Source organism: Ovoidimarina sediminis, assembly GCF_032586175.1.
Classification (GTDB): Bacteria; Pseudomonadota; Alphaproteobacteria; order Rhodobacterales; family Rhodobacteraceae; genus Ovoidimarina; species Ovoidimarina sediminis.
Genome location: NZ_JAWHTE010000008.1, coordinates 158,250 through 181,913, shown reverse-complemented (window position 1 = coordinate 181,913; position 23,664 = coordinate 158,250). Strand labels below are relative to the sequence as shown.

The following is a 23,664-nucleotide window of genomic DNA, read 5'->3' as shown; positions in this document are numbered from 1 at the left end:
CGCGGTGGCGAGCACGGGATCCGAATTCGGATCGGTTGCCGCCTGCGCTATCACCTGACTCAGCCGACGCCGCTCATCGCCATGCTGAACGTGCACTACTCGCGCTTCGGAGACCTTGAACGCGCCGACTATCTCATCACATCGCCCAGCGTGCCGCTTGCATGCTATCGCGATGGCTCTGGCAACTGGTGCACCTGGATGGTCGCGCCGACGGGAGACTTCACACTGTCCACCGACGGCATCTTCCGCGATTGCGGCCAGCCCGATCCGATCGCCCCGGATGCCGTGCAGCATGAAGTTCAGGATCTGCCGTTCGAAACGCTCGTCTACCTGTTGGGCAGCCGCTACTGCGACACAGATCTGCTATCGGACGAAGCCTGGCGCCTGTTCGAGAACACCCCACCGGGATGGGAGCGCGTTCAGACGATCTGCGATTTCGTCCATTCTACCGTTTCGTTCGACTACATGCAGGCGAGTGCGACCCGCACGGCCTCGGAGACGCTGGCCGGACGGTATGGGGTTTGCCGTGATTTCACGCATCTCGCCATAACACTCTGCCGCTGCATGAACATCCCCGCCCGCTATTGCACCGGCTATCTGAGCGATATCGGACAACCCGAGCCTGATCGTCTTGGCGACTTTGCGGCGTGGATGGAGGTGTTTCTAGACGGCCGCTGGTGGGTCTTTGACCCGCGAAACAACACCCGGCGGGTGGGAAGGATCCTGGTCGCCCGCGGTCGGGACGCCGCCGATGTCCCTCTGACACAGACATTCGGGCCAAACACCCTGACCCAATTCGACGTATGGACCTGGGACGCGGAGGACGACCCCGCCGAGGTGCTGAGTGGATCTCGAAACTAAGCGGTGTCGGCCTCATCCCTGAAGGGGCCAATCGTACTTCCTCGGCTCGCGATACGAGCCATTCTGTCCACCGTTACGCAAAGGCATTTGCTCGCGTGATCCAACTTGGAGAATTGAGATGAACGCTTCGTTGAAGACCACCGCAGTATTTTTGCGAGCGTTCCAACTTCCGAACATTAGTGAGACCCTGCCCGCTGGAGAATACGAGATCGAAACCCAGTTGCTCGAACCTTTGGACCGGAATGAACCGGGCACATGGACGTCGTCCGTTCTCGTACGCCTCCATCCGCGAACATCACATCCCGGACTCAGTCGAACGTTAACCGTGCCGCTCGCCAAGCTGGAGCACGCCGCCGCAAAGGACAAGCTCACAGGTGAAGCCCTGACGGATTACTTCCTCGAAGAGATGTTGGCGGACCCGATGATCCGTCTCGTCATGCGGGCGGATGGCGTGGCAGAGGCCGAACTCCGCGCGCTCTACACCGGCAGGTCTGGCGCCGGTTTCGGCGAGTCGCAGATCACGAGAGATACTGTCGAGCCGTTCGGCAATGACGATGCAGGGCTGCAAGGTCCCCGCATGGGAAGTGCCCGCCCGGGAACCGGAGAATGACGCCAGTGTCGGGAAGATGGCGCCCTGTCCCGCCTGGCGGGCTTATCCAAACGACGGTCGGGACGATCCCATGACCGATGAGCCGATCAATCTCGACGGTCGCAGATCCACGGCTGACCAGCGTGAGGCCAAGATGCGACGACGCCCAGCGAACAGCGCGTCGCCCGCAGGCTCCGCGACCGACCCGCAGCGGGACGCCCTTGAAGAACAGATGCTGGCGAAGCCTGCGCGCAGTTGGATCGAGGTTATGAAAAAGTGGCGGTTTCTTATCGATCGCTACGCGGTGACCCCCGAGGCCGAAGACGCCCGCATTCAGAAACTCATCAGGCGGGCCCTTGGCGATATGGAGCGGTTGAGGAAACGCGAGGAGCGAAAATGATGATCACATCAGCAGACCCAAGATGCAAAAGTCCCATGGCAACCGCCGACATCGCTGCCGAGCGCATCTGCCTTAGATGCAGGTCGACATTCAGAAGCGGAGGCCCTGACGAGCGGATATGTCCTCGATGCATGGGAATGGCGGTTTGGAGCATGGCGCCGCGCGCCGACAACGCTTGGGCGGTACGCCCCGGCTCCTGCGGTATCTCGTAGAGTGCCTTTTGTCACAATCACCATTCAACAAATCGGGCCAAGCCCTGCTGCCGTTTAGCGTGTACGAGAAACTTGGGGGAAGGCAGCCTGCCAACAGCTGCTATTCTTGGGCATTGGGGCCAGAATTTGCCGCTTTGTGCTGATGGATAAGTGTGTTACCCGACAAGGGTTCCTAGACCCTCGTGCTAGGGCTTTCTAAACCTCGCCGATCTCATTCCGGCGGGGATATTCTCCTGAAGTTTCGAGTTGGATTTTTGCGCCTACCCCTTCCATGAGGGGCGATGAGTGCATGGACGCAACTTCCCCGCCGCGCTCGTCGTGGCGGGACTTTTCTTTTAGCAGGTCAGACGCCGGATTCTGTCGCACCTTTAGGTGTCGGCGGTGATCCAGTCCCTGTGGGCGCCCCGCCTACCGAGCCGCTCGGCCGTTGGGGACTGGGAGGGAGGCGCGGAACCGGGAGCGAAGCCGGTGAGACGTTTCGCGTAAAGCCTCGTTTCTTACGACACTGCGCACTCGGCGGCGCACACTGCGCGCTGGTCCGCGACGATCCCGCCAACGCGCCGGCGGATATGCCACTCTAACCGGCCAGGCATCGAGATGCTACAGTTGAGGGTGACGCGGATCCCGCCAGCGTCAGCCACCGGGTAACTTTGGGCGAAGTCACCAAACGGAATAGGGTGCGCATTCGCTCCTACGTCAGGCATGCTCTAGTCGAGCCGAACCGGGTAGCGCCGACCAGTGCGCCCATCGAGGCACCGGAGCCTACACAAGGCCTGAGGCCCATCTCATCAAGTTCGCGGAGGATGCCGATCCGTTGCGACTGATGAGAGTGATCGGTCCCAATGATTATAGTGCGGCGCGAATTATCGGGACATAGGTTAAGAACTTTCTGCACATGCAATAATGGCTGTTGCGCTCTGACCCCATCGGGCTCTCTTGAGACATCTGAGGGATTGAGTCAGGTGACTGCTTCATGTTGCTTTGCAGACGATCGGGTACTTTGGCCAACTAGACGGTGACTTCGGCTGTAGGTTCTTGAGCAAATCGTGCCCCCGCAACCAACGATACTTGCGATGCCTCCGCCGGTCCTGCCGCGGAGGTTTTTGCTTTTGTGGCCCTCGCGCGCCGCGATCGTCTGCTGCGCCCTCCCGCAACCAACGATTTCTGCGAAAGCAGGTTGTCCAAAGCCCCGGCCTCCGAAAGGAAGTCGGGGTTTTGCTTGTCCGCTGCAAAGCGCAGGATCGCCCCCGGGTCGAAGCACGTCGACGGCGGCGCCTCAATCTTTCTCGGATTGCAGGTTCTCGCAGAGCTTCGCGATCCGATCCTGATACATCCGTGCGATGTTCGGGTGCAGCAATGGCGGCGCCTCGGCCGTCGTCGATCGTTCATCGGAGTGTTGCCAGCAATCGCAGACGGTTCCGGACGAGCCTACCAGTGTAGAGCTCACTGTTGAGAATGCCCGTCCCTCGTTTCGGGTTGCCGTGAATGGTGGACGGCCCCCACACTTTGTCCTGCGTTCCCGAAATGCCCGCGCGGTTCAGGGTCATCGCGATCGTCCGCGATGATTGTCCGGACCAGAAACGGGGTGAGCTCCAGGCCGACGATGGACCAACAATCAAACCGGACCACCTGATGGGGGCACGCCGGAGGCAATCGTTCTCAGGTTTGAATTGGCTCGAGATCTACGGGTTTGATCCGAAAGCCTTCACGTTGGATTAAGACGGCTCGGGCATAAAAACGCGCTGGCGCCGAAGCACCGAAATCATGCCGCAGAATGTGGGCTCACGCCGCATCCGAATGTCACAATTTCGTCAGCCTCACGCGGACGGGAGCCAGCAAACGAGATTGAACGCCATGTCGAATTTGGACCCGATCAGCGCAGATCTGCCTTCCCTCGCGTTAACGCGCCTTGCTGCGGAGAGTGCTGGCGTGGCTCTTTGGACTGTTGACCCCGTCTCCCGCGCTGCCTGGTGGAGCGACCTGTTCTTCAAGATCCTCGGCTATGAGCCTGACGGGATCGGCCGCACGTCCAAGGCGTTTCGCAAGTTGATCCATCCCGAAGACCGCCCTGATGCGATTGCATCGATGGAGGCGCTCGTCGCGGGAGATGCGGAGACCTATAAGGCCGTGTTTCGGTTGCGGACGAAGAGCGGCGAGTGGCGTTGGTACGAGGCCTCCGCCCGCATGGGAAAAAGTGCGTCGGGGACACCGCTCATTTGCGGCGGATTGAAGGACGTCCACGAGGATCGGCTCGCCCGCCTCGAACGTGAAAGGCTGCTGGAAGTGGCACGGTCGGCCAGTGTCGAGATCCAGCGTTCCTTTGAAGCGGCCGAAGAGGCCCGCGAGAAGGCCGAAACAAGCGAGGACATGCTGAAGCTCGCCGTCGAATTCGGCGATCACGCCGCCTGGAGCAATTGCCGGGACACCGGCGAGGCGTGGTTGATGGACGCGGGCTACCGCATGCTCGGCTATTCCCGGGAAGAGTTCGATGCCACCGGCGACAGCTGGCAGGAGATCACCCACCCCGACGACCGCGCCGGATCGCAAGACAAGGTCGCGGCGCTCTTTTCAGGCCGGACGGACACGTTCGACCACGTCCAGCGCCTGCGTCATGGCGACGGGAGCTATCACTGGTATCGCGTGATGGCCCGGCTCAAGGACCGCAGCGAACAGGGTCTGCCTCCGCTTCTCACCGGAATGCTCACCAACGTGGACGCCCTGAAGGCGGGCGAGACGCGGCTGTCGGAGGCCCTGCATAACGCCGAAACCCTGCGTGCGGATGCGAAGGCCCGGGAAGAAATGCTCAGGATGTCCCTTGCCGCGGGGGGGCAGATGGTCTGGACCTTGGGTCCGGAGGACAAGGACTGCACGCTGACCGAAGAAGGCTATGGCATTCTCGGTTACACGCCCGAGACTTTCATTCCGAACCGGAATGGCTGGCGAGGCATCACCCATCCGGAGGACGCCGAGCGGGCCTTCGCGGAAATGGAGCGCCTCAGGGATGGCGAGATAGACCTTTTCGAAGATCAGCACCGGCTGCGACACGGGGATGGCACCTATCATTGGTACCGGGTCGTTGCGCGCATCATCGATCGCGGCGCCCGCGATATGCCGCCGCTGATCGCGGGCACCTCGATCCGCATCGACGCATTGAAGGAAAACGAAGAGCGGCTGAACCAGGCGCTGGACCTGGCCGAGCGGCTGCGCGCGGAGGCCAAGGCCAGCGAAGAGATGCTACGCACCTCGGTGTCCTCCGGCGAACAAACGGCGTGGAGCGCCTGCGCTGAAACCGGCGAAGCCTGGATGATGGATGAAGGCTTCCGGATGCTGGGCTACGAGCCGGGCGAGTTCGTGCCCGACAGCGCCGGCTGGCGCAGCCTCTTCCACCCCGACGACCTGCCCGCTGCAATCGAGGAAATGACCGCCTTCTTGAACGGTGAGCGTCAGTTGTACCGGTTCGACAACCGCTACCGGCACAAGGACGGCAGCTATCACTGGTACAGCGTGATCGCGCGGATGATCGACCGGAGCGACCAGGGGTTGCCGCCCCTGATGGCCGGAACGACCGTCAGGATCGACGCGCTGAAGGAAAAGGAAGCCCGTCTGTCCGAAGCGCTGGGCCTCGCCGAGCGGTTGCGCGCAGAGGCCAAGGCAAGCGAGGAATTGCTGCGTCTCGCGATGGGCTTTGGCGGACAGGCCGCGTGGAGCGCCTGCGAAGAAACCGGTGAGGCCTTCCTGATGGACGAAGGCTATCGGATGCTGGGCTACGACCGTAGCGAATGGGTGCCGAACTCGGACGGCTGGCGCAGTATCATCCACCCCGACGACCTTGACGGCGCGATCGCGCGGGTCGTCGCCCTGTTTTCCGGCGAAAGCGACACCTACGAGTCGATCCACCGGATGCGCCACAAGGACGGGCAGTATCACTGGTACCGCGTCATGTCGCGGCTGCAGGACCGTTCCGCACAGGACCTCCCGCCGCTTATGGCGGGGATGATCATCGCCTTCGATGATGTGAAGGCCATCGAATTGCGGCTGTCCGAGGCGGTCACCCTGTCCGAACGGCTGCGTGCCGAGGCGAAGGCCCGGGAAGACATGCTGAGCATCTCGCTCTCCGCGGGCGAACAGCTGGCCTGGAACCTGTGTTCCGAATCGGGAGAGGCCTGGCTGGCCGAGGAGGGCTACGAGGTGCTCGGCTACACACCCGAGGAATTCACCCCCGACGATGCCGGCTGGCGCGGGATTTTTCATCCCGACGACCTGCCCGCCGCCGTCGCGGCCATGGAACGTTTGGTCAGCGGCCAGTCCGATACATACAAGAACGAGCAGCGGCTGCGCCACAAGGATGGCAGTTATCAATGGTATCGCGGCGTGGCGGCCATGATCGACCGCAGCGACCTTGCCATGCCACCGCTGGTCGCCGGAACAATGGTCTGTATCGACGACGAAAAACGGCGGGAAGCTGATCTGTCGAACGCGCTTGCCGATGCCGAATCCGCGCGCACCGAGGCACAGCAGACCGCCGAAATCCTGCGGGTCTCGTCGGAAAACAGCGGCGTGGTCCCGTGGTTCAACATTCCCGATGAGGGCAGGTCCTGGTCGGGCAGCAATATCGCCGAGCTTCTTGGCATCGAAGAAGGCGTGGCCGAAGATGTCGAAGGATGGGCGGCGAGGATTCATCCCGACGATCTGCCCCGCATCGGCCTCTCGTTAAGGAAGGTCAGCGATGGGGTCACCGACGACTTCTCCGAGGATTTCCGCATCCGGCGCGGAGATGACAGCTACATCTGGTGCCGCTCCGTCGGGCGGCGCATCCGCCGGACCGCGCAGGGCCTGCCGGACATGATCTGCGGCGCTCAGTTCAGCATCGACGAACTCAAGAAGAACGAAGCCCGCCAGGCCGAAGCCGCGCGCGAGCTGCAAGAGGCGAACACCCGCATCACCCGGATCACCGACAACGCACCCGCCGGCATTTTCGAGTACAGGCGGTATCGCGATGGCAGTTTCGACTTCCCCTATTTTAGCGGCCGCTTCTGCGAGATCATGGGTCTGACGCAGGAAGAGATCGAGGCCTCGCCGGCGGGCCCCTTCGAACGCGTGCACGAAGAGGATCTTGCCCGGGTCATCACTTCGGTCGACGCCTCCGAGCAGAAGATGAGCACTTGGCGTGAGCGTTTTCGCGTCGTCCACCCGGAACGCGGAACGGTCTGGATTTCGGGTTCCTCCACGCCGAAGAAGCTCGATGACGGCGCGGTGTCCTGGATCGGCGCGCTGACGGATGTGACCGATGACGTTACGCGCGAGACTGCGCTGAAGGAGGCGCATCGGTTCGCCGAACGGATGCGGCAGGAGAACGAACGCCTCGCGATGCATGACGTGCTGACCGGCCTCCCCAACCGGCGCTATTTCGACCAGTTGTTCCAATCCCGCCTCTACAGGGCCGAACGCGACGGTCCGCGCGATCTCTGCCTCATTCGCGTTGACCTCGACAAGTTCAAGTACATCAACGATACGCTCGGCCACGAGGCGGGCGACGAAGCGCTCAGACATGTGGCGCAAACGATGAAATCCTGCGTGCGCGACGGGGACTTCGTGGGCCGGATCGGCGGCGACGAGTTCTCCATCCTGATGGCGCCGGGCAGCGATGAGCGCGCGGCGGAAAGCCTCGTCAACCGCATGCGGTGCCGCCTTGAAAAACCGGTCAACTTCGGCGGACGCAACCTTCATGTTCGCGCGAGCTTCGGCGTCGCCCATGCGGAAAACATTCTCGATCACGGGCGAGACCTTCAGTTCTTCGCGGACAAGGCCCTCTACACGGCCAAGGACAGCGGACGAAACCAAGTGCAGTTCTTCACGACTGACCTCTACAGGGGCATTCTCGACAATCGGGAGCTCGGTGCGGATCTTCAGGAGGCGCTCAATACAGACCAGTTCGTGCCGTACTTTCAACCGCAAGTCTCGGCACAAACCGGCGAGTTGCTGGGCGTCGAAACTCTCCTGCGCTGGCAACACCCGACGCGCGGGCTTCTGACGCCGGACAAGTTCATGCCGCTTGCCGAGCAGATGCGCATCATGCCCGAGATCGACCGGCAGACTTTTCGAACCGCGCTGGAGCTTGTGAGCGACTGGGAGGCTTCAGGACTCGAGGTTCCGAAAATCAGCTTCAACATCAGTTCCGGACGCATGCGCGATACAGCTATTCTCGAGGATATCGAGCAATGGTACCGGTCGCGTGCAGGCAAGATCACCTTCGAGTTGCTCGAATCCATACTGGTGGAGAACGAGAGCGCGGAGTTCAACAGCAACCTCGCCGAAGTCCGGGAACGCGGAATAGACATCGAGATCGACGACTTCGGTTCCGGCCACGCATCGATCATCTCGATCATGGCGATCCAGCCGTCGGCGATCAAGATCGACCGAAGGCTTGTTCAGCCCATCGGCCAGGACCCGAAGTACCTTGATGTCATAAGAGGTATCGTCGACATCGCGGACACCCTTGGCATCACCACCATCGCGGAAGGCGTTGAGACCGAAGAACAGGCTCGTGACCTGGAAAAGGTCGGATGCGACGTGCTTCAGGGCTATCTTTTTGCCAGGCCGCTATCTCCGGAAGACTTTTTGGCGTATCTGTCGAAAGGTAGGAGGGGTGACTCAGCTTGTAATCCGCCCAAGAAATCTGCCTGACACGCATTTACCGGATGTGAGTTTGCCAAGAAGGACGACTTCGGCAGCCCCCGTTGACCTGACAGACTGGGCGTAATGGGAGTGCGCCGAAATGCGGGGGCAGCGAGGTCTCAGCTAATTCGCCGCATTCGCCCCTGTTCCAATCCTTGATCGATCGTTCTGTTGGCGAGCGCCTTGCACAAATCTTCGAAACAGCATGGTTTTCCGAGAAGGCCGACCGTGAATTCGAGGCAAGCGCGCGCAAGCTTCAGGAAACGCTGGACGGGCTTTCCACGATCAGCAGCACGCTCGGCGCGTCGATCGATGGGTTCACGGCGTCGGCCGACACCAATGCGGCCAGCGCCGCGGCGGGGGATCAGATCGCCGAGCTTGCCGGCGCGCTCTGCACGGCGCCGCGGTGACGGGCAGCCCGATGCCGTCCGGGCCGGCGCAGTCGGGCTACGGCGTGTTCCGCATCGGCGACCGGCTTGTCGGCGTGCCCTTCGGCCATCTTGCAGAGGTCTGCGTCGTGCCCGCCGTCTCGAAGCTGATGGTGCCTGACGGGCCGCTTCTGGGCGCCTTCGACCTGCGCGGCACGCTTGTGCCGCTTCTCGATCTCGAACGGCTTTGCGGCGTGCCGGCGACGCACCGGAAGGTGGGCAAGGCGGCGGTGCTTCAGCACGAAAAGCGCATCACCGCCATCGCGCTGGACGAGATCATCAGCCTGACCGAGGCGCATCCCACCGAAACGCGCTATGGCCTCGCGCCCGGCGCGGCGGAGGCGCCGGGGCAGGGGGACGACGCGCTGTTCCGCAAGGGCTTCGTGCTGAACGGCGGCGCGGTGAACTGCCTCGACGCCGCGGCGCTTTTCGCGCGCGACGACGTGCCGTCGATCGCCCATACCCGCACGGCCCAGCGCAGCAGCGGGTCGATCAGCAGCCGCAAGGCGCTGATCTTCACCGCGGGCGGCGCCCATTTCGGCGTCGATGCCGTTCATGTCGGCGCTACGGTGCCGCGCAAGCCGCTCGACACCAGCGAAATCGGCGGCGATGGCGGGATCTGCGCGGGGTTCGTCGAACATCACGGCTGGAAGGTGCCGGTGGTGCACACCACCCGCATTCTGGGCCTCGGGCGCGCGGCCGCGGTTTCCGAGGCGGAAATCGTCGTGCTGCGCTTCCCCGGCGACAGGCGGCTGGGCTTCTGCGTCGATGCCACCGAACGGCTCTCTTCCATCCCCGCCGAAAAGACCCATGACGCCAGCGCCCTGATCGCGGCCGAGGGCCTTTTGCCCAAGGTCTATGTGCCCAGCGACGGAACCCAGATCTTCATGGTATCCTTCGAGGCGCTGAGTGCGCGCGAGGATCTTCTGACCCTGGCGGAACTGTCCGCCCAGCAGGTGAAACGCGAGGCCCCGCCCCCGGCCGAAACGGGGGCCGAGGATGGCGCCCGCCGCGAAAGCGCCCGGTACCTGATTTTCGATGCCGGCGGCATGATGGCGGTGCCCGCCCGCCAGATCGCGCGCATCCTGCCGATGCCGTCCGACATCGTGCCTCCCGGCGACATGGCGGGGTCGGTGCTGGGGTTCTTCCTCACCGGCGACCGCTCCGTACCCCTGGTCGCGCTGCCCGGGGCGCCGGCGGGGGCGGACGGCACGGGCTTTGTCCTTCTCATCCAGGTCGAAGGATTTCAGGTCGGCTTCACCGCGCGGCGGATCTGCAGCATGCAAACCTCGGAATGGCGCATTCCCGACGGCCCGCCGGGCGAGGATGACGGCGATCTGGTGCAGGTGAGCGACCGGGGCGAAACGATGATCCTGCCGCTCGCGGATCTCGCCGGCCGCGCCCGCGCCATGGCGCGGCGGGCCGCCGCCCGCGCGCCGGCCGCCTGAGGGCGCCGCGAAGGGGCCGGGGGCTCACCGGCACGACAGGAGGGGTGACGCCCCACCGGTTCCGGCCCGGCCGGCACATGCACACCGCGCCCTCCGGCGGCACCGCCAGCCCGGCCAGGACGCCCGGACGACACGCCCGAACGGGGTGCGCTCCCGGGCCGCGTTCTCCGACGGCGCGCCCGCCCGCGCGCCGATCCCCCCGCCACTGGCGCCTCCGACAGCGCGACCCCGCGCGTCGCGAACGGCCAGCCCGGCGCGCGCCATGGGCGCGGCGGCCCCACCCGCCCCGGCGCGGGCTGTGCTAGGCTTCCCCCGCACAGCCGATTCCCCCGGGGGGCGCCGATGACGACAGACGACATGAGCCTCGAGGCCTACCTCGCCCAGGGCGGAGTGCTGACGAGCCCGGCCAACGCGCCGCCCCGCTACCGCGCCGAGGTGATGAAGATCATGGCCCGCTTCGTCGACAGCGAACTCGCGGGCGCCGCGGGCTTCGCCGATGTGATCAACGCCGCCCCGGGGCTGAAGGAGCGGATCGCGGCGGCGCGCATCGTGCTCGAGAAAACCAGCCACGCCGAGGCCGTCCTCACCCTGATGGGCGAATTCGGCGCGAACACCGCGCGCTACGCCATCCACCACCCCTGGGCCGCCCGGCTGCCCCGCGACACGCCCCCCGGCGCGCTGCCGTCGGCGCATGACATGCGCCTGTCGGTCTTCACCTATCCGCTGCAGGGCTGGACCGACGCGGTGGTGATGAACCTCGTCATGGGCCTCGCCACCGGCACCCAGCTTGGCGAACTCGCGCGTGTGTCCTACCGCCCGCTGGCCGAGGCCTTCACCCGCATCGCGCCCGTCGAGGCGGCCCATGTGCGCCTCGCCCGCGAAGGCATCGCGCGCCTCCTCGCCGAAGGCCGGGGGGGCGAGGTCGACGCGGCGCTGGCCTACTGGCGGCCGCGCGTCGCCCCGGTCTTCGGGCCCGACGATCCCGCGCGGTTCGCCCATCTCAGCGCCATGGGCCTCCGCCACCGGCCGAATGCCGAACTGCGCGCGGACTGGGCCGAAACGCTTGACGCCACGCTCGCGGAGTTGCACCCCGGCTGACGACAGGGGCGGGCAGGGGAGGCGCCGGCATGACACTCCAGGGGATCGAAAGCTACGCATTGGGCGCATGGGTCGCCCCCGGCCCGGGCGCCCGGCCCATCGCCGATGCCGTGACCGGCGCGGTCTTCGCCGAGGCCGGCAACGACAGGCTCGACATGGCCGCGCTGCGCGACCACGCCCGCGCCACCGGCGGCCCCGCCCTCCGCGCGATGACGTTCCACGACCGCGCGCGCATGCTGAAGGCGCTCGCCACCCACCTCAACGCCCACCGCCAGGCGCTCTACGATCTCAGCTACCGCACCGGTGCCACCCTCGCCGACAGCAAGATCGATATCGATGGCGGCATCGGCACCGTCTTCGTCTTCGCCTCGAAGGGCCGCCGCGAAATGCCCGACGGGCATGTCTACACCGATGGCGCAATCGAACAGCTCTCCCGTGCGGGCAGCTTCCTCGGCCAGCACATCGCCACCCCCCTCCAGGGCGCCGCGATCCACATCAACGCCTTCAACTTCCCGGTCTGGGGCATGCTGGAAAAGCTCGCCCCCACCCTCCTCGCGGGCGTCCCCGCGATCGTCAAACCGGCCACTGCCAGCGCCTACCTGACCGAGGCCTGCGTGCGCCTGATCGTCGACAGCGGCATCCTCCCCGAAGGCGCGCTGCAACTCGTCACCGGCGGGCTGGGCGACATGCTCGCCCGTCTCGACGGGCAGGATGTGGTCAGCTTCACGGGCTCGGCCGCCACTGCGCTCCACCTCCGCGCAACGCCGAACCTCCTCGCGAACGCCACCCGCTTCATCGCCGAACAGGACAGTCTCAACGCCTCGATCCTCGGCCCCGACGCGGCCCCCGGCACACCCGAATTCGATCTCTTCGTGACAGAGGCGCATCGCGAAATGACGGCCAAGGCGGGCCAGAAATGCACCGCGATCCGCCGCATCCTCGCCCCCGAAGCCCACGTCCCGGCGCTGATCGAGGCGCTCTCGGCCCGCCTCGCCCAAACCGAAATCGGCGATCCCCGGCGCGAGGCGACGGGCATGGGCGCGCTCATCTCCACCGCCCAGCGCGCCGACGTTCTCGAAAAGGCAGCGGCCATCGGGCGCGAGGCCACGCGCGTCTTCGGCACCCCCGAGGCGTTCGAGGTCGCGGGCGCCGATCGCGACGCGGGCGCCTTCCTCCCGCCCATGCTCTTCCATTGCGAAACCCCCGATACCGCCCGAACGGTCCACGAGACAGAGGCGTTCGGGCCGGTCTCCACCGTCATGGGCTACTGCGACATCGCCCACGCAACCGGCCTTCTGAACCGCGGGGGCGGCAGCCTCGTCGCCTCCCTCATCACCCGCGATCCGGATGTTGCGCGCGAGGTCGCGCTGGGCGCGGGCGCCTATCACGGGCGGATCTACATCAACAACCGCACCTCGATGGGCGAGGCCACGGGCCACGGCGCGCCCCTGCCGCACATGACCCACGGGGGCCCGGGCCGCGCGGGGGGCGGAGAGGAACTGGGCGGCATCCGCGGCGTCCTCCATTACATGCAACGCACCGCGATCCAGGGCAGCCCCGATATCCTGACGGGCATCACCGGCGCCTGGGTGCCTGGCGCCGCGGAACGCACGACCGACAGCCACCTCTTCACCCGCCGCTTCGGCGATCTCGCCATAGGCGACACGCTGCACACCGCCGAACGCACGGTGACGCTCGACGATATCGAAACCTTCGCCCATTTCACGGGCGATACCTTCTACGCCCACATGGATGACGCGGCAGCCCGGCGAAACCCGTTCTTCCCGGGCCGCGTCGCCCACGGCTACCTCCTGCTCAGCTTCGCGGCGGGCCTCTTCGTCCAGCCCGACGAGGGCCCCGTCCTCGCCAATACCGGCCTCGACAGCTTGCGCTTCATGAAACCGGTCGAACCGGGCACGCGCATCAAGGTCCGCCTCACGGTGAAGAAGAAAACCCGCCGGACGGAGGAGTATGGAGAGGTACGCTGGCACGTCACCCTCACCGACCACGAAGATGACGTGGTCGCCGAATACGAACTCCTCACCATGAATGCCTATTGAGGCCCCGATGTCCGACACCATCCTCACCACCGATCACGGGCTCTGGGTGGAAATCACCCTAAACCGCCCCGAAAAACTCAACAGTTTCAACGAAGAAATGCACCTCGCCCTTCGCGCGGCGCTGGACGAGGCGGGGCAGGGCAAGCGCGCGGTCCTGCTCACAGGCGCGGGCCGCGCCTTCTCGGCGGGTCAGGATCTGGGCGATCGCGACCCCGCCAAGATGCAGGGCAAGCCCGATCTCGGCCACACGGTGCGCACCTTCTACGCCCCGCTCGTCCGCCGGATCCGCGCGCTTCCGATGCCCGTGATCGCGGCGGTGGGCGGCGTCGCCGCCGGGGCAGGGGCCAACCTCGCGCTGGCCTGCGATATCGTGCTCGCGGGCGAAACCGCCCGCTTCATCCAGTCGTTCTCGAAGGTCGGCCTGATCCCCGATACCGGCGGAAGCTGGCACCTGCCCCGCCTTCTGGGGGAAGCCCGCGCCAAGGGGCTCGCCATGACGGCCGAACCGATCTCGGGCCAGCAGGCGGCCGACTGGGGCCTGATCTGGAAGGCCGTGCCGGACGAGGCGCTGCTGGACGAGGCCCGCGCCCTCGCCGCGCGCCTCGCGGAAGGCCCCACGCTCGGGCTCGCACATACCAAACAGGCGATCCAGGCGGCGGCCACGAACAGCCTCGATGCGCAGCTCGATCTCGAGGCGGAGCTGATGAAAACCTGCGGCGAAAGCGACGACTATGCCGAAGGCGTGTCGGCCTTCCTCGCCCGTCGCCCGCCCGAATTCCGCGGGCGCTGAGGGCTGGCGAAGCCCGCGCGCGCCAAATAAGCTTGCCCTCATGACCGCCGCTCACACAGGCCCGCTTGCATGACAGTCGCCGCCCTCCTCGTCGCCGCGGGGCGCGGCCGCCGCCTGGGCGGCGAGATCCCGAAACAGTATATCCCCCTCGCGGGGCCCCCCGCGCTCACCCGGTCGGCACAGGCGTTCCTGGCGCTTGCCGACATCACCGCCGTCCTGCCCGTCATCCACCCCGACGACCGGGGCCTGGCCGATGAGGCGCTGTCGTCGCTCACCGATCCCCGCCTGCTTCCCCCGGTCATGGGGGGCGACACGCGCGCGGCCTCCGTCCGCAACGGGCTCGACGCGCTCGAAGCCCGGGGCCCGGCCCGTGTCCTCATCCACGACGCGGCGCGCCCCTTCGTCCCCGGCTCGGTGATCCGCGCGGTCATCGCCGCGCTCGACACGCACCCGGGCGCCTGCGCGGCCCTTCCGGTCGTCGATGCGCTCTGGCGGGCCGAAGACGGCATGGCGGAAACCCCCGTGCCCCGCGACGGCCTCTGGCGCGCGCAAACCCCGCAAGGCTTCCATTTCGCGCCGATCCTCGCCGCCCACCGCGCCCATGACGGCAGCGGCGCCGATGACGTTGCGGTGGCGCGCGAGGCGGGGCTTGCCGTCACATTCGTCGAAGGGTCGGAGGCCAGCTACAAGATCACCACGGCCACCGATCTCGCCCGCGCGCTTTCAGATCTCGTGCCGGGCGGCTAGGCCGAACGCCACCCCGGCCCCGATCAGCAGCGCGGCCCTCAGGCCCCAGCCAAGCCCGGCGGCGATCACGGCCCCCACCGGCCCGAAGGCATGAAGCGCCAGCGGCAGAAGCGCCGACATCGCACCCGCGCCCAGCGCACTCGCCACGATCAGCGGCCAGATCCGCCCCGCCACGATCGCCGCCTGGGCATAGCCCATCGGCGCCACCATCGCGCCCGCCAGGAAGATCGCGGGGCCGATCAGCCCGCCCACCACCGCATAGGCCTCTCCGATCAGAAATCCGATCACCGGGGGCCCAATCGCCATCCCGATCAGCCCCCCGGGCACCGCGAGCCCGATCGCGATCAGCGCCACATAGGGCCCATACCGCACCGCCCGCGCGTCACCCTCCGCCACCGCCCGGCTCAGCACCGGCAGCGCGGCGAACATCAGCGCCTGCGCCGTGGCCATCAGGATCGCGGCCACCTGAAGCCCCAGCGCAACCTGCCCGGTCACCGCCAGGTCCCCGCTTACATGCCTGAGCTGGATCACCGGCCCCGACAGAAGCCAGGCAACGCACGCCGTCGCCAGGCCCAGCTGCGCGCCCTCCTTCAGAAGCCGGGTCATCATCTCGCGATCCACCCGCACCGCCCCCTCCACGGGCAGGCGCCGCACCAGCCGCACCGACAAAAGCGCCTCCAGCACCCAGCTCGCTGCGTGGATCGCGATCACCCCAAGCACGCCGCTCCCGAGCAGAAGGAAGGCCGTCCCCGCCACCACCTCCGCCAGCCGCAGCACGAACGACACCCTGATCTGCGCCGAAACCGCCTCGTAAGCCACGAAATAGGATTGGGCGAGCACCGCGATCCCGCGGCCCAGCAGCGCGGGGATCGCCACGAACAGCGCGGTGCGCACCTCCCCCGGCCCTTCCGCGGCCACCGCGAACACCGCAAGCCCCGCCACCGCCAGAACCGAAAGCCCCAGCCGAAGCGCGGCCGTCGTCCCGATCACCGCGGCCCCCCTGTGCCGGCTGCCCCCGATATGCGAGGCCACCAGCGTCTCCAGCCCCAGGGATGCGATTCCCAGCGCCAGGCCATAGGCCGCCAGCGCATAACTCCACGCCCCGTAGGCGTCAGGCCCAAGATACCGCGCAAGCAGCACCAGATAGACAAGCCGCGCGGCAAACTCGAATGCCGTCCGCCCGGCCAGCAGGCTGCCGTTCTGAAGAATGGATCGTATGCCGGGCCGCGTGCTCAGGTTGCCTCCTCCCGGCGCGGGGGCGAATGCTGCCGGGTCTGGTCCGACTTCTACCCTCCTTCGGTCCGCCGCGGAAGCCAGCCTGCACGCGGCCCCCGGCGAAGTGTCGTGGCAGGGCACCACGTCCCCATCCTCTCGCGCCGGGCCGCTGTCCTCGCCGCGCGGGCGCGGCTAATCTCCCGGCGAACCACGCAAAACGACGTCACACCGGAACCCCCCAATGCCCGCCGGCGGCCCGCCTCGCATCGATATCCTTCTCGCCACCTATAACGGGGCCGAACATCTCGAGGCCCTCCTGGCCTCCATCGCCGCACAGACGGTCACCGGCTGGCACATCATCGCCCGCGACGATGGCTCCTCCGATGGTACGCCCGACATGCTGCGCGACTGGGCCGACCGCCACCCGGGCCGCATGACGATCCTGCCAGCGAACGATCGCGCGGGCGGCGCCACCCAGGCCTTCGCCCGGCTTCTCGAGGCCAGCGAGGCGCCGTATTTCGCCTTCTGCGATCAGGATGATGTCTGGCTCGACGACAAGCTGGCCCGCCTCCTCGACGCCGTGCAGGGGGCCGAGGGGGCCTCCGCCGGCGCCACCCCGGTCCTCGTGCACATGGATCTGCGCGTGGTCGATGACGAACTGAACACCCTCCACCCCTCGTTCCGGCGCTACATGCGCATCGCCGAACGGCCGATAAGCGCGCTCTGGCCGGGGCTTCTCGTCTACAACACCGTCACCGGCTGCGCGATGCTCGGCAATGCCGAACTCCGCCGGCTCTCCGCCCCGATCCCGGCGGGCGCGGCGCTTCATGACTGGTGGCTCGCCCTCGTCGCCCAGCGGTTCGGCACGATGATCTACCTGCCCGAGCCGGGCGTTCTCTACCGCCAGCACGGCGGCAATGTCGTCGGCGCGGCATCGTGGAGCATGGCCGCGATCGCCTATCGCCTCATCACCGCCCCCGGGCGCCACATCGCGAAGGCCCGCATCACGCTCCAGCGCACACGCGCCCAGGCGGCGGCCTTCCGCGACAGCTACCGCGACCGCCTGTCCCCGCAGGACGCGGCCCTTCTCGACGGCTACGCCACGCTCCCCGGCAAATCGTGGATCGGGCGCAGGCTCTTTCTCCTCCGAAACGGCATCTACGGGCGCAACGCGCTCTACACGGCGATCATCCTGATCCTGGTCTGAGGTCAGGGCAGGGCCGAATGCGCCTCAACCGCCTGGTCCACCAGCCCGCCCCGCCGCACGAACATGCCCTCGACAAGCCAAAGAAGCCCGTGCGCGAATGGACGGTTCAGGTCCGAGAGGTCCAGAAGCGTGTAACCCCGCGCATCCATGTATTTCAGGACGCTCAGAAGATCGGTCTGGATCCGCCGGTTCGCCACGGCGGCCTCCACGAACACCACCTCCGCGGTCTCCAGCACCCGCGCCGCCCCGTCCAGAACCTCAAGATCCCAGCCTTCCGCATCGACCTTCAGGATCTCGGGGTCGGGCAGGCCGTTCTCGCTCAGAAACCGGTCAAGCGCGTCGACCTTCAGCGTCACCTGCTCAAACCCCCGCCGCTCGGCCACCTCCGCCGACAGCGCAAAGGTCCGGCTGTCGTCGCGCTCGTGCAGGGTGAACGCGGCCTCGCCCGGCTCCCGGCCCAGCCCGATCGAATGAAGCTCGACCTGCCCGGTCGCCAGAAGATCGCTGAAATGAGGTTTCAGCGCCTCCTGCGGCTCGAACAGCACATAACGCGCCTCGGGAAAGAACCGGCGGCAGGATCGTGTCCACTGGCCCTTGTTCGCGCCCACGTCGACAACCGTCGATGGCGCGAAATCAAGGCCCTTGAGCGCCTGCAGCGCGGTCGACAGCGGCGTGGCCGGATCGCCCAGAAGGGGCGTGGCGGCCTTGCGAACGAAACGTCTCACTTTCGACATGCGCGCCCCCGTTACCCGGTCAACCGGCCAAGATCGGCCTCTAGGTGCCCGCGTTCGAGGGCCAGCATGTCGGGATGGGTCGGGATGTTCACCAGCCGGTCATAAAGCCGCTCGGTCCGCTGCAAAAGCGCAAGCGGCTGGTAATACTTGCCGAAAGACACGTGGGTCGAGGCCCTGACCGCCTCGATCCCGACCGAGGTGGGCGCGATATAGGCCCGGCTCATCGCGGGGCGGTCAAGATCCCGCCCGATCAGCGGCACGTATCCCGCGCCGCGCGCGATCTCGTCCACCATTTCCGCGGCGGCCACGTAATTCGGCGCCCACTGATCCCGCTGCTCCAGCCGGTCGATCAGGAAGGCACAGGAAATGTCGGAAATCTTGCCGTTGTTCAGCCACTCGGTCCGCATCGCGCCGTCGGCCGCGCCATAGTCGATCATCCCGTAGGCCAGGTCCGCATCCTCGGCAGGCACCACCATCAGCCCGCCCTCACCGGCCCCGTAGGGCTTGGTGTGATGCAGCGAGAAACTCTGCCACGGCCAGTCCGGTATCCGCGTCGACATGCCCGCGGCATTGTCGATGATCAGCGCCTTGCCGGTGGCCTTGGCCACCTCCACCCACGGCGAGAAATCCGCCCAGCACCCGAAGACGTTGGTCACGACGATGCCGTCGAACTCGTCGGCCCGCGCCTTCAGTTCGCGCACGTCCAGCATCCCGTTCTCGTCGCAATCGACCAGCACCACATCGGCGAAATAGCCCCGCCCGATATTGGCGAAGCTGAAGGCCGAGGCCGCCCAGCGCAATCGCCCGCCCGCCCGCATCGCATGGATCCGCGCCAGAACCTCAAGCGCGATCCCGCCATTCGCGCAGGGCACGAAGGCGGCCTCGGGCGCGAGGCCCACGTGATCGGTATAGGCCTCGGTCAGATGCTGATAGAGGGGGCCCCGGTTCGCCCAGAAATTGACCTCCGCGCACTGTTCGAACAGCGCCGCGATCCGGTCCATGTCGGGCGTCTTCGCCTCGACAAAGCGTAGCTTTTCCACGCCTGCTCCTTACGCTCGTTATGCCCCGCGCGAATCCTATCAATCCCGGTGTCCGCCGCAACAGTTCCCGCTCATCCGAACGATATTCCTGAAACCACCGTGTCCGGGATGGACCAGCTTTCGCCCTCCCGTTACCAATGCCCCGGCAATGCGGAGGCAGGCCGTGCCAGACACCACCCACCCAGACGTCCTCGTCGTCATCGTCACCTTCAACCAGGCGGCGCTGATCGGCGACGCGCTCGACGGCGTTCTCGCGCAGGACACCCCGTTTCCCGTCCGCCTCCTCGTCCATGACGATGCCTCCACCGACGGCACCCGCGAGATCGTGGCGGATTACGCCGCGCGCCACCCGAATATCGAGGCGATCCTCCAGGACGAAAACCAGTTCAGCCAGGGCAAGCGCATCAATTACGAACTCTGGCCACGCTACACCGCCGATTACATCGCCTTCCTCGACGGCGACGATGCCTGGACGGATCCCGGCAAACTCGCCAGCCAGATCACCTTCATGGAGGCGAACCCGGGCTGCGCCCTGTGCCAGACCGCTTCGATCTACGTCGATGTCGATACCGGCCGCCGCCTCCGCCGCGTGCCCCATCCCCGCCACCGGCGCGAGAAAAGCGTGCTCGCCGATTTCGTGCCGGGCAACTTCGTGCAAACCTCCGCCGCCGTCCTGCGCCGCAGCGCGCTGCCGGAACTGCCCGAGGAGTTTCAGGAACTCCCCTTCGGCGACTGGGCGATCTTTGCCCTCGCCGCCCGCGCGGGCTGGGTCGGCTACATCGATCGCGACAGTGTCCTCTACCGCGTTCATGCCGGGAATTTCTGGTTCGGCCGCACCCGCGCCGACCGGCTCGAGAAAACCCGCAAGGTCCGCGATTTCCTGATCCGCCATATCGACGAGAAAGACCGCGCGCCCTGGATCGCCTACCGCGACACGCCGCTCGGCCGCCGCCTCTACCGCCTGCGCCGCCGCCTCGAACAGATGGCGGGCCGCTAGCCCCGGCATCGACAGCAGGCCGGCAAAGGGCTAACAATCCGCCAAGGGCAGGGCGGCAGAACAGGCAAGGGCAGGAACCCCCCGGTGGACAGCGGATACGCGCATCCCGGCTACGCAGAAAGCCTTGCGGGCGGCACCGCGGTCGTCCGGCTGCCGCATTCCGGCGCCACGCTCCTCGCCCGCCCGGTCCCCGGCGGCGGCACCGATCTCGCCGGGCCCTACCCGATGCTCTTCGCGCAGGATCTCGATGCGCTCGGGGCCGATCTTGCCGGTCTCGCGGGCGGCGATCCCGCCCCCGTCAGCGCCGTCTTCGTCCTCAACCCCTTCGCCGACGCGCCCGAAACCACCCTCCCGGGCCTCGATCTCCTGCGCCCGCTCAAGACGCATTTCCTCGCCGATCCCGCCTTCTCGTGGGAAGACGCCGCAAGCAAGCACCACCGCTGGGAAACCCGCCAGGCCCACAAGGTGCTCGAAGTCACCGAAATCCCCGATCCCGCCAGCCGGGCCGATGTCTTCTGGGCGCTCTACAGCCACCTCATCGACAAGCGCGCCATCGAAGGCGTCGCCACCCTCTCGCCTGCCATCATCGCCCGCCACCTCGCCCTCCCCGGCGCGCGCCTGTTCGAGGCCCGGTCCACCGCGACCGGCGAAACCCTCGGCGCGGCGATCTGGTTCGAAATGGGCGAGGTCGCCTATCTCCACCTCCAGGCCCAAAGCCCCGAAGGCTACAGCCAGCGCGCGGGCTACGCGCTCTACGCCGCGGCGTTCGAGGCGTTTCGCGGCCGCGTCCGCTGGCTCGACTGGGGCGGCGCCGCGGGCACGGTCGAAGATCCCTCCGACGGCCTCTACCGGTTCAAGAAGGGCTGGGCCTCCGCCACCCGCCAGACATGGATCTGCGGCAAGATCCTCGATCCCGCCCGTTACGATGCCCTGACACAGGCTCACGGCGCCACCGGGTCCGCCTTCTTTCCCGCCTATCGCAGCCCAAGGGACGCCGCCGCACGATGACGACCGAACGCCGCCCCGCCTTCCGGCGAAACCCCGCGCTCGAGGCGCTCCTGCAACGGCTCAGCCAGGCGCTTGAGCCCTGCGATCCCGGCCAGCCCGCGCCGCAGCCGCCGCCCCTCTTCATCGTCGGCACCCCGCGCAGCGGCACCACCTTCGCCACCCAGTGGCTCGCCGCCTCGGGGGCCTTCTCGGTGCCCTCCAATTTCATCGCGCGGTTCTGGCGCGCGCCATTCGTGGGGGCGATGGCGCAGGCCATGCTCACCGATCCCGCCCTCGATTTCCGGGGTGAGTTCGCCGATATCACTCCGGCGAAACCCGGCACGCGTTCCGATCTCGGCAAGACCGAAGGGATGCTCGCCCCCAGCGAGTTCTGGTATTTCTGGCGCGGCATCTTCCCCGGCGACGGCGATATCGCGGTCGATCTCGATCAGGCGACGGGCGCAGAGTTCGATCTCTTCCGCCGCCACCTCGCGGCGCTGGGCGAGGCGCTGGGGGGCCGGCCCGTGGCGCTCAAGGGCATGATCGTCAATCACCAGATCGCCACCCTGGCCCACCACATCCCCGACGCCCGCTTCCTCTACGTCGAACGCGATCCGCTCGCCGCCGCATGGTCGCTGCTCTCGGCGCGCGAGCGGCACAATGGCGACCGCGCGATCTGGTATTCCTTCGCCACGCCCGACAAGGCCGATCTTCTGAAACGCGATCCGCTGGATCAGGTCGCGGGCCAGATCGCGCGCATCCGCAAGGATATCCGCGCGGCCTTCGCGGCCCTGCCGGACACCCGGCACCTCACGCTCGACTACCGCACGCTCTGCACCGATCCGGGCGCGGCCTTCGCGCAGGTGTCGGGCCTCTACGAAAAAGAGGGGGTCGCGCTCGAAGGCGGCAACACCGTCGCCCCGTCAGAGCCGTCTGAACCCGACATTCCCGAAGACATCCGCTCGGGTCTCGCCGCCGCGCTCTCCCGCTTCGGCGCCTGACGGCCCGGGGCCTTATCCCGCCTCGCGCAGGATCTCCGCCCACCGCGCCGCCAGCGCGTCGATCGAAAACCGCGCCGCGATGTCCCGGTGCAGGCCTTGCGGATAGGGCCCCGCGGCCAGAAGCCGCTCGACGCCGTCCAGAAGCGCCGCCGCATCGCCGGGCTTGACCAGCGCGATCCCCGGCGCGCCCTCGGGCACAAGCTCCCGCATCCCCGGCCCGTCCCGCGTCACAAGCGGCCGCCCCGCGCTCAGGATCTGGAACACCTTGTTGGGGATCACCCGGCCCGCCTTCCCGCTTTCTCCGAAAACGCCAAGGCACACATCCGCCCCCGCGATCCGCCGGGCCAGCTCTTCATAGGGCACCCAGTCCACCCAGGTCAGCGCCTCGGGCGTGTCCTCGTCCAGCATCGCGCGGATGCGGCCCGCCTCCTGCCCCTGTCCGATCACCGTCCAGTCGATCGGGCGTCCGCGCGCCAGCCGCGCGGCCTCCACGATCGTCGCGATCCCGTGCAGGGGGATGAACTGGCCATAGAACAGAACCTGCGCGCGCGCCGCCGATGGCGCCGGCGGGGCTTCGGGAAACGCGGCCGCCTCCGCGCCCACGAAAACCGATGTGACGCGGTCAGGGGGAAGCCCGTAGGCCTCGCGAAAAAGCGCCGCCTGCGCCCCGGTATCCAGAACCACCCGCGCCACCGCCCGGCAGGCAAGCCACTCCCAAAGCCAGAGAAGCCTGGCCAGCGGATGCCCATGCGACAGCATCCGCCGGTCCGCCACCACCGTGTCATGCAAGGACAGGAACGCATCCCAGACAACGGGCACGCCGCGCGCCTTCGCGAAGGGCCAGAGCATCAGGACATCGAGATGCCCGAGATACCCCACCACCACCACATCGGGCCGCGGGCCCGTCAGGAACCGCCAGAGCAGGACGGGATAGGCCAGGATCAGCCGCACCGCCCGGCCCAGCGCCGCGCCGCGGCCCATCACCGCCTTGTCCTCGGCACCCGCCCAGACATCGGCGTGGATTTCCCGCACCTCCGCGCCAGACTGGCGGATCGCGGCGCGCATCAGTCGCGTGCGCGGCTTGCCAAGGTCATAGCTGCCCCAGATCAGGACGGTCGGTTTTCGGGCGTCGGAACTGCTCAAACGGGTGCCCCAGCGTGTTTTTTGTCGGGTTT

21 protein-coding genes are annotated in these 23,664 nt (G+C 67.0%); 14 read left to right on the top strand and 7 right to left on the bottom strand.

The window, feature by feature from the left end; genetic code table 11:
• The first annotated feature begins 18 nt into the window (after positions 1 to 18).
• The 3 genes from RXV90_RS11885 (at position 19) to RXV90_RS11875 (ending at position 1,850) form a co-directional block, all read left to right on the top strand.
• Positions 19 to 861 (top strand): transglutaminase-like domain-containing protein, encoded by an 843-nt coding sequence (locus RXV90_RS11885; protein WP_410482362.1) that lies wholly within the window; start codon positions 19 to 21, stop codon positions 859 to 861.
• A gap of 118 nt (positions 862 to 979) precedes the next feature.
• On the top strand, positions 980 to 1,471 hold the full coding sequence (locus RXV90_RS11880) for a hypothetical protein (protein ID WP_316648916.1): 492 nt from the start codon (positions 980 to 982) through the stop codon (positions 1,469 to 1,471).
• 70 nt (positions 1,472 to 1,541) lie between these two features.
• Positions 1,542 to 1,850, top strand: a complete 309-nt coding sequence (locus RXV90_RS11875) for a hypothetical protein (protein ID WP_316648915.1) — start codon at positions 1,542 to 1,544, stop codon at positions 1,848 to 1,850.
• A gap of 709 nt (positions 1,851 to 2,559) precedes the next feature.
• On the opposite strand, the gene RXV90_RS25835 is transcribed toward RXV90_RS11875, so the two are convergent.
• From RXV90_RS25835 to RXV90_RS11865, 3 genes are all read right to left on the bottom strand, one after another.
• Entirely contained in the window at positions 2,560 to 2,766 is a 207-nt protein-coding gene (locus RXV90_RS25835; RefSeq protein ID WP_410482359.1) for a phage major capsid protein, read from the bottom strand.
• A 572-nt stretch (positions 2,767 to 3,338) separates the two neighbouring features.
• Entirely contained in the window at positions 3,339 to 3,509 is a 171-nt protein-coding gene (locus RXV90_RS11870; protein WP_316648933.1) for a hypothetical protein, read from the bottom strand.
• Positions 3,448 to 3,609, bottom strand: a complete 162-nt coding sequence (locus RXV90_RS11865) for a hypothetical protein (protein WP_316648914.1) — start codon at positions 3,607 to 3,609, stop codon at positions 3,448 to 3,450. The genes RXV90_RS11870 and RXV90_RS11865 overlap by 62 nt, the downstream gene beginning before the upstream one ends.
• 217 nt (positions 3,610 to 3,826) lie before the next feature.
• Between RXV90_RS11865 and RXV90_RS11860 the strand changes: the two genes are divergently transcribed.
• The 7 genes from RXV90_RS11860 (at position 3,827) to ispD (ending at position 15,308) form a co-directional block, all read left to right on the top strand.
• Positions 3,827 to 8,746, top strand: a complete 4,920-nt coding sequence (locus RXV90_RS11860) for a PAS domain-containing protein (RefSeq protein WP_316648912.1) — start codon at positions 3,827 to 3,829, stop codon at positions 8,744 to 8,746.
• A 146-nt stretch (positions 8,747 to 8,892) separates the two neighbouring features.
• Positions 8,893 to 9,147: a hypothetical protein gene (locus RXV90_RS11855; protein WP_316648911.1), complete on the top strand. Its 255-nt coding sequence runs from the start codon at positions 8,893 to 8,895 to the stop codon at positions 9,145 to 9,147.
• Positions 9,144 to 10,613 carry a chemotaxis protein CheW gene (locus RXV90_RS11850; RefSeq protein ID WP_316648910.1) on the top strand — a complete coding sequence of 490 codons (1,470 nt, stop codon included), beginning with the start codon at positions 9,144 to 9,146 and terminating at the stop codon, positions 10,611 to 10,613. The genes RXV90_RS11855 and RXV90_RS11850 overlap by 4 nt, the downstream gene beginning before the upstream one ends.
• Before the next feature lie 342 nt (positions 10,614 to 10,955).
• The gene (locus RXV90_RS11845) at positions 10,956 to 11,711 is read left to right on the top strand and encodes a Phenylacetic acid catabolic protein (protein WP_316648909.1); all 756 of its coding nucleotides are present in this window, start codon (positions 10,956 to 10,958) and stop codon (positions 11,709 to 11,711) included.
• A gap of 29 nt (positions 11,712 to 11,740) precedes the next feature.
• Complete coding sequence (paaZ, locus tag RXV90_RS11840; protein ID WP_316648908.1) at positions 11,741 to 13,771, top strand: phenylacetic acid degradation bifunctional protein PaaZ; 2,031 nt, start codon at positions 11,741 to 11,743, stop codon at positions 13,769 to 13,771.
• Positions 13,772 to 13,778: 7 nt separating this feature from the next.
• The gene (gene paaG, locus RXV90_RS11835; RefSeq protein WP_316648905.1) at positions 13,779 to 14,561 is read left to right on the top strand and encodes a 2-(1,2-epoxy-1,2-dihydrophenyl)acetyl-CoA isomerase PaaG; all 783 of its coding nucleotides are present in this window, start codon (positions 13,779 to 13,781) and stop codon (positions 14,559 to 14,561) included.
• 69 nt (positions 14,562 to 14,630) lie between these two features.
• Entirely contained in the window at positions 14,631 to 15,308 is a 678-nt protein-coding gene (gene ispD / locus RXV90_RS11830) for a 2-C-methyl-D-erythritol 4-phosphate cytidylyltransferase (RefSeq protein ID WP_316648903.1), read from the top strand.
• Here the strand turns inward: ispD and RXV90_RS11825 are convergent.
• The gene (locus tag RXV90_RS11825; RefSeq protein ID WP_316648902.1) at positions 15,285 to 16,664 is read right to left on the bottom strand and encodes an oligosaccharide flippase family protein; all 1,380 of its coding nucleotides are present in this window, start codon (positions 16,662 to 16,664) and stop codon (positions 15,285 to 15,287) included. The genes ispD and RXV90_RS11825 overlap by 24 nt on opposite strands.
• Positions 16,665 to 16,764: 100 nt before the next feature.
• Between RXV90_RS11825 and RXV90_RS11820 the strand changes: the two genes are divergently transcribed.
• The gene (locus tag RXV90_RS11820) at positions 16,765 to 17,730 is read left to right on the top strand and encodes a glycosyltransferase family 2 protein (RefSeq protein WP_316648900.1); all 966 of its coding nucleotides are present in this window, start codon (positions 16,765 to 16,767) and stop codon (positions 17,728 to 17,730) included.
• A 2-nt stretch (positions 17,731 to 17,732) separates the two neighbouring features.
• On the opposite strand, the gene RXV90_RS11815 is transcribed toward RXV90_RS11820, so the two are convergent.
• Positions 17,733 to 18,464 carry an FkbM family methyltransferase gene (locus RXV90_RS11815; RefSeq protein WP_316648899.1) on the bottom strand — a complete coding sequence of 244 codons (732 nt, stop codon included), beginning with the start codon at positions 18,462 to 18,464 and terminating at the stop codon, positions 17,733 to 17,735.
• 11 nt (positions 18,465 to 18,475) lie between these two features.
• Positions 18,476 to 19,504: a DegT/DnrJ/EryC1/StrS family aminotransferase gene (locus tag RXV90_RS11810; protein ID WP_316648898.1), complete on the bottom strand. Its 1,029-nt coding sequence runs from the start codon at positions 19,502 to 19,504 to the stop codon at positions 18,476 to 18,478.
• A 163-nt stretch (positions 19,505 to 19,667) separates the two neighbouring features.
• Here RXV90_RS11810 and RXV90_RS11805 point away from each other — a divergent pair, with 163 nt between their 5' ends.
• From RXV90_RS11805 to RXV90_RS11795, 3 genes are all read left to right on the top strand, one after another.
• Complete coding sequence (locus RXV90_RS11805; protein ID WP_316648897.1) at positions 19,668 to 20,501, top strand: glycosyltransferase; 834 nt, start codon at positions 19,668 to 19,670, stop codon at positions 20,499 to 20,501.
• Positions 20,502 to 20,585: 84 nt separating this feature from the next.
• Entirely contained in the window at positions 20,586 to 21,509 is a 924-nt protein-coding gene (locus tag RXV90_RS11800) for a hypothetical protein (protein WP_316648895.1), read from the top strand.
• A complete protein-coding gene (locus tag RXV90_RS11795; protein ID WP_316648894.1) occupies positions 21,506 to 22,489 on the top strand; it encodes a sulfotransferase in 984 nt (327 codons plus the stop codon). Before RXV90_RS11800 ends, RXV90_RS11795 begins: the two co-directional genes overlap by 4 nt.
• Before the next feature lie 12 nt (positions 22,490 to 22,501).
• On the opposite strand, the gene RXV90_RS11790 is transcribed toward RXV90_RS11795, so the two are convergent.
• Positions 22,502 to 23,632: a glycosyltransferase gene (locus RXV90_RS11790; RefSeq protein ID WP_316648892.1), complete on the bottom strand. Its 1,131-nt coding sequence runs from the start codon at positions 23,630 to 23,632 to the stop codon at positions 22,502 to 22,504.
• Positions 23,633 to 23,664: the final 32 nt, after the last annotated feature.

Excerpts from the sequence above, each read along its gene's own strand:
- RXV90_RS11880 (WP_316648916.1), top strand. The coding sequence starts at position 980 with ATGAACGCTTCGTTGAAGACCACCGCAGTATTTTTGCGAGCGTTCCAA.
- RXV90_RS11875 (WP_316648915.1), top strand. The coding sequence starts at position 1,542 with ATGACCGATGAGCCGATCAATCTCGACGGTCGCAGATCCACGGCTGAC.
- RXV90_RS25835 (WP_410482359.1), bottom strand. The coding sequence starts at position 2,766 with ATGCCTGACGTAGGAGCGAATGCGCACCCTATTCCGTTTGGTGACTTC.
- RXV90_RS11865 (WP_316648914.1), bottom strand. The coding sequence starts at position 3,609 with ATGACCCTGAACCGCGCGGGCATTTCGGGAACGCAGGACAAAGTGTGG.
- RXV90_RS11860 (WP_316648912.1), top strand. The coding sequence starts at position 3,827 with ATGCCGCAGAATGTGGGCTCACGCCGCATCCGAATGTCACAATTTCGT.
- RXV90_RS11845 (WP_316648909.1), top strand. The coding sequence starts at position 10,956 with ATGACGACAGACGACATGAGCCTCGAGGCCTACCTCGCCCAGGGCGGA.
- paaZ (WP_316648908.1), top strand. The coding sequence starts at position 11,741 with ATGACACTCCAGGGGATCGAAAGCTACGCATTGGGCGCATGGGTCGCC.
- paaG (WP_316648905.1), top strand. The coding sequence starts at position 13,779 with ATGTCCGACACCATCCTCACCACCGATCACGGGCTCTGGGTGGAAATC.
- ispD (WP_316648903.1), top strand. The coding sequence starts at position 14,631 with ATGACAGTCGCCGCCCTCCTCGTCGCCGCGGGGCGCGGCCGCCGCCTG.
- RXV90_RS11820 (WP_316648900.1), top strand. The coding sequence starts at position 16,765 with ATGCCCGCCGGCGGCCCGCCTCGCATCGATATCCTTCTCGCCACCTAT.
- RXV90_RS11815 (WP_316648899.1), bottom strand. The coding sequence starts at position 18,464 with ATGTCGAAAGTGAGACGTTTCGTTCGCAAGGCCGCCACGCCCCTTCTG.
- RXV90_RS11795 (WP_316648894.1), top strand. The coding sequence starts at position 21,506 with ATGACGACCGAACGCCGCCCCGCCTTCCGGCGAAACCCCGCGCTCGAG.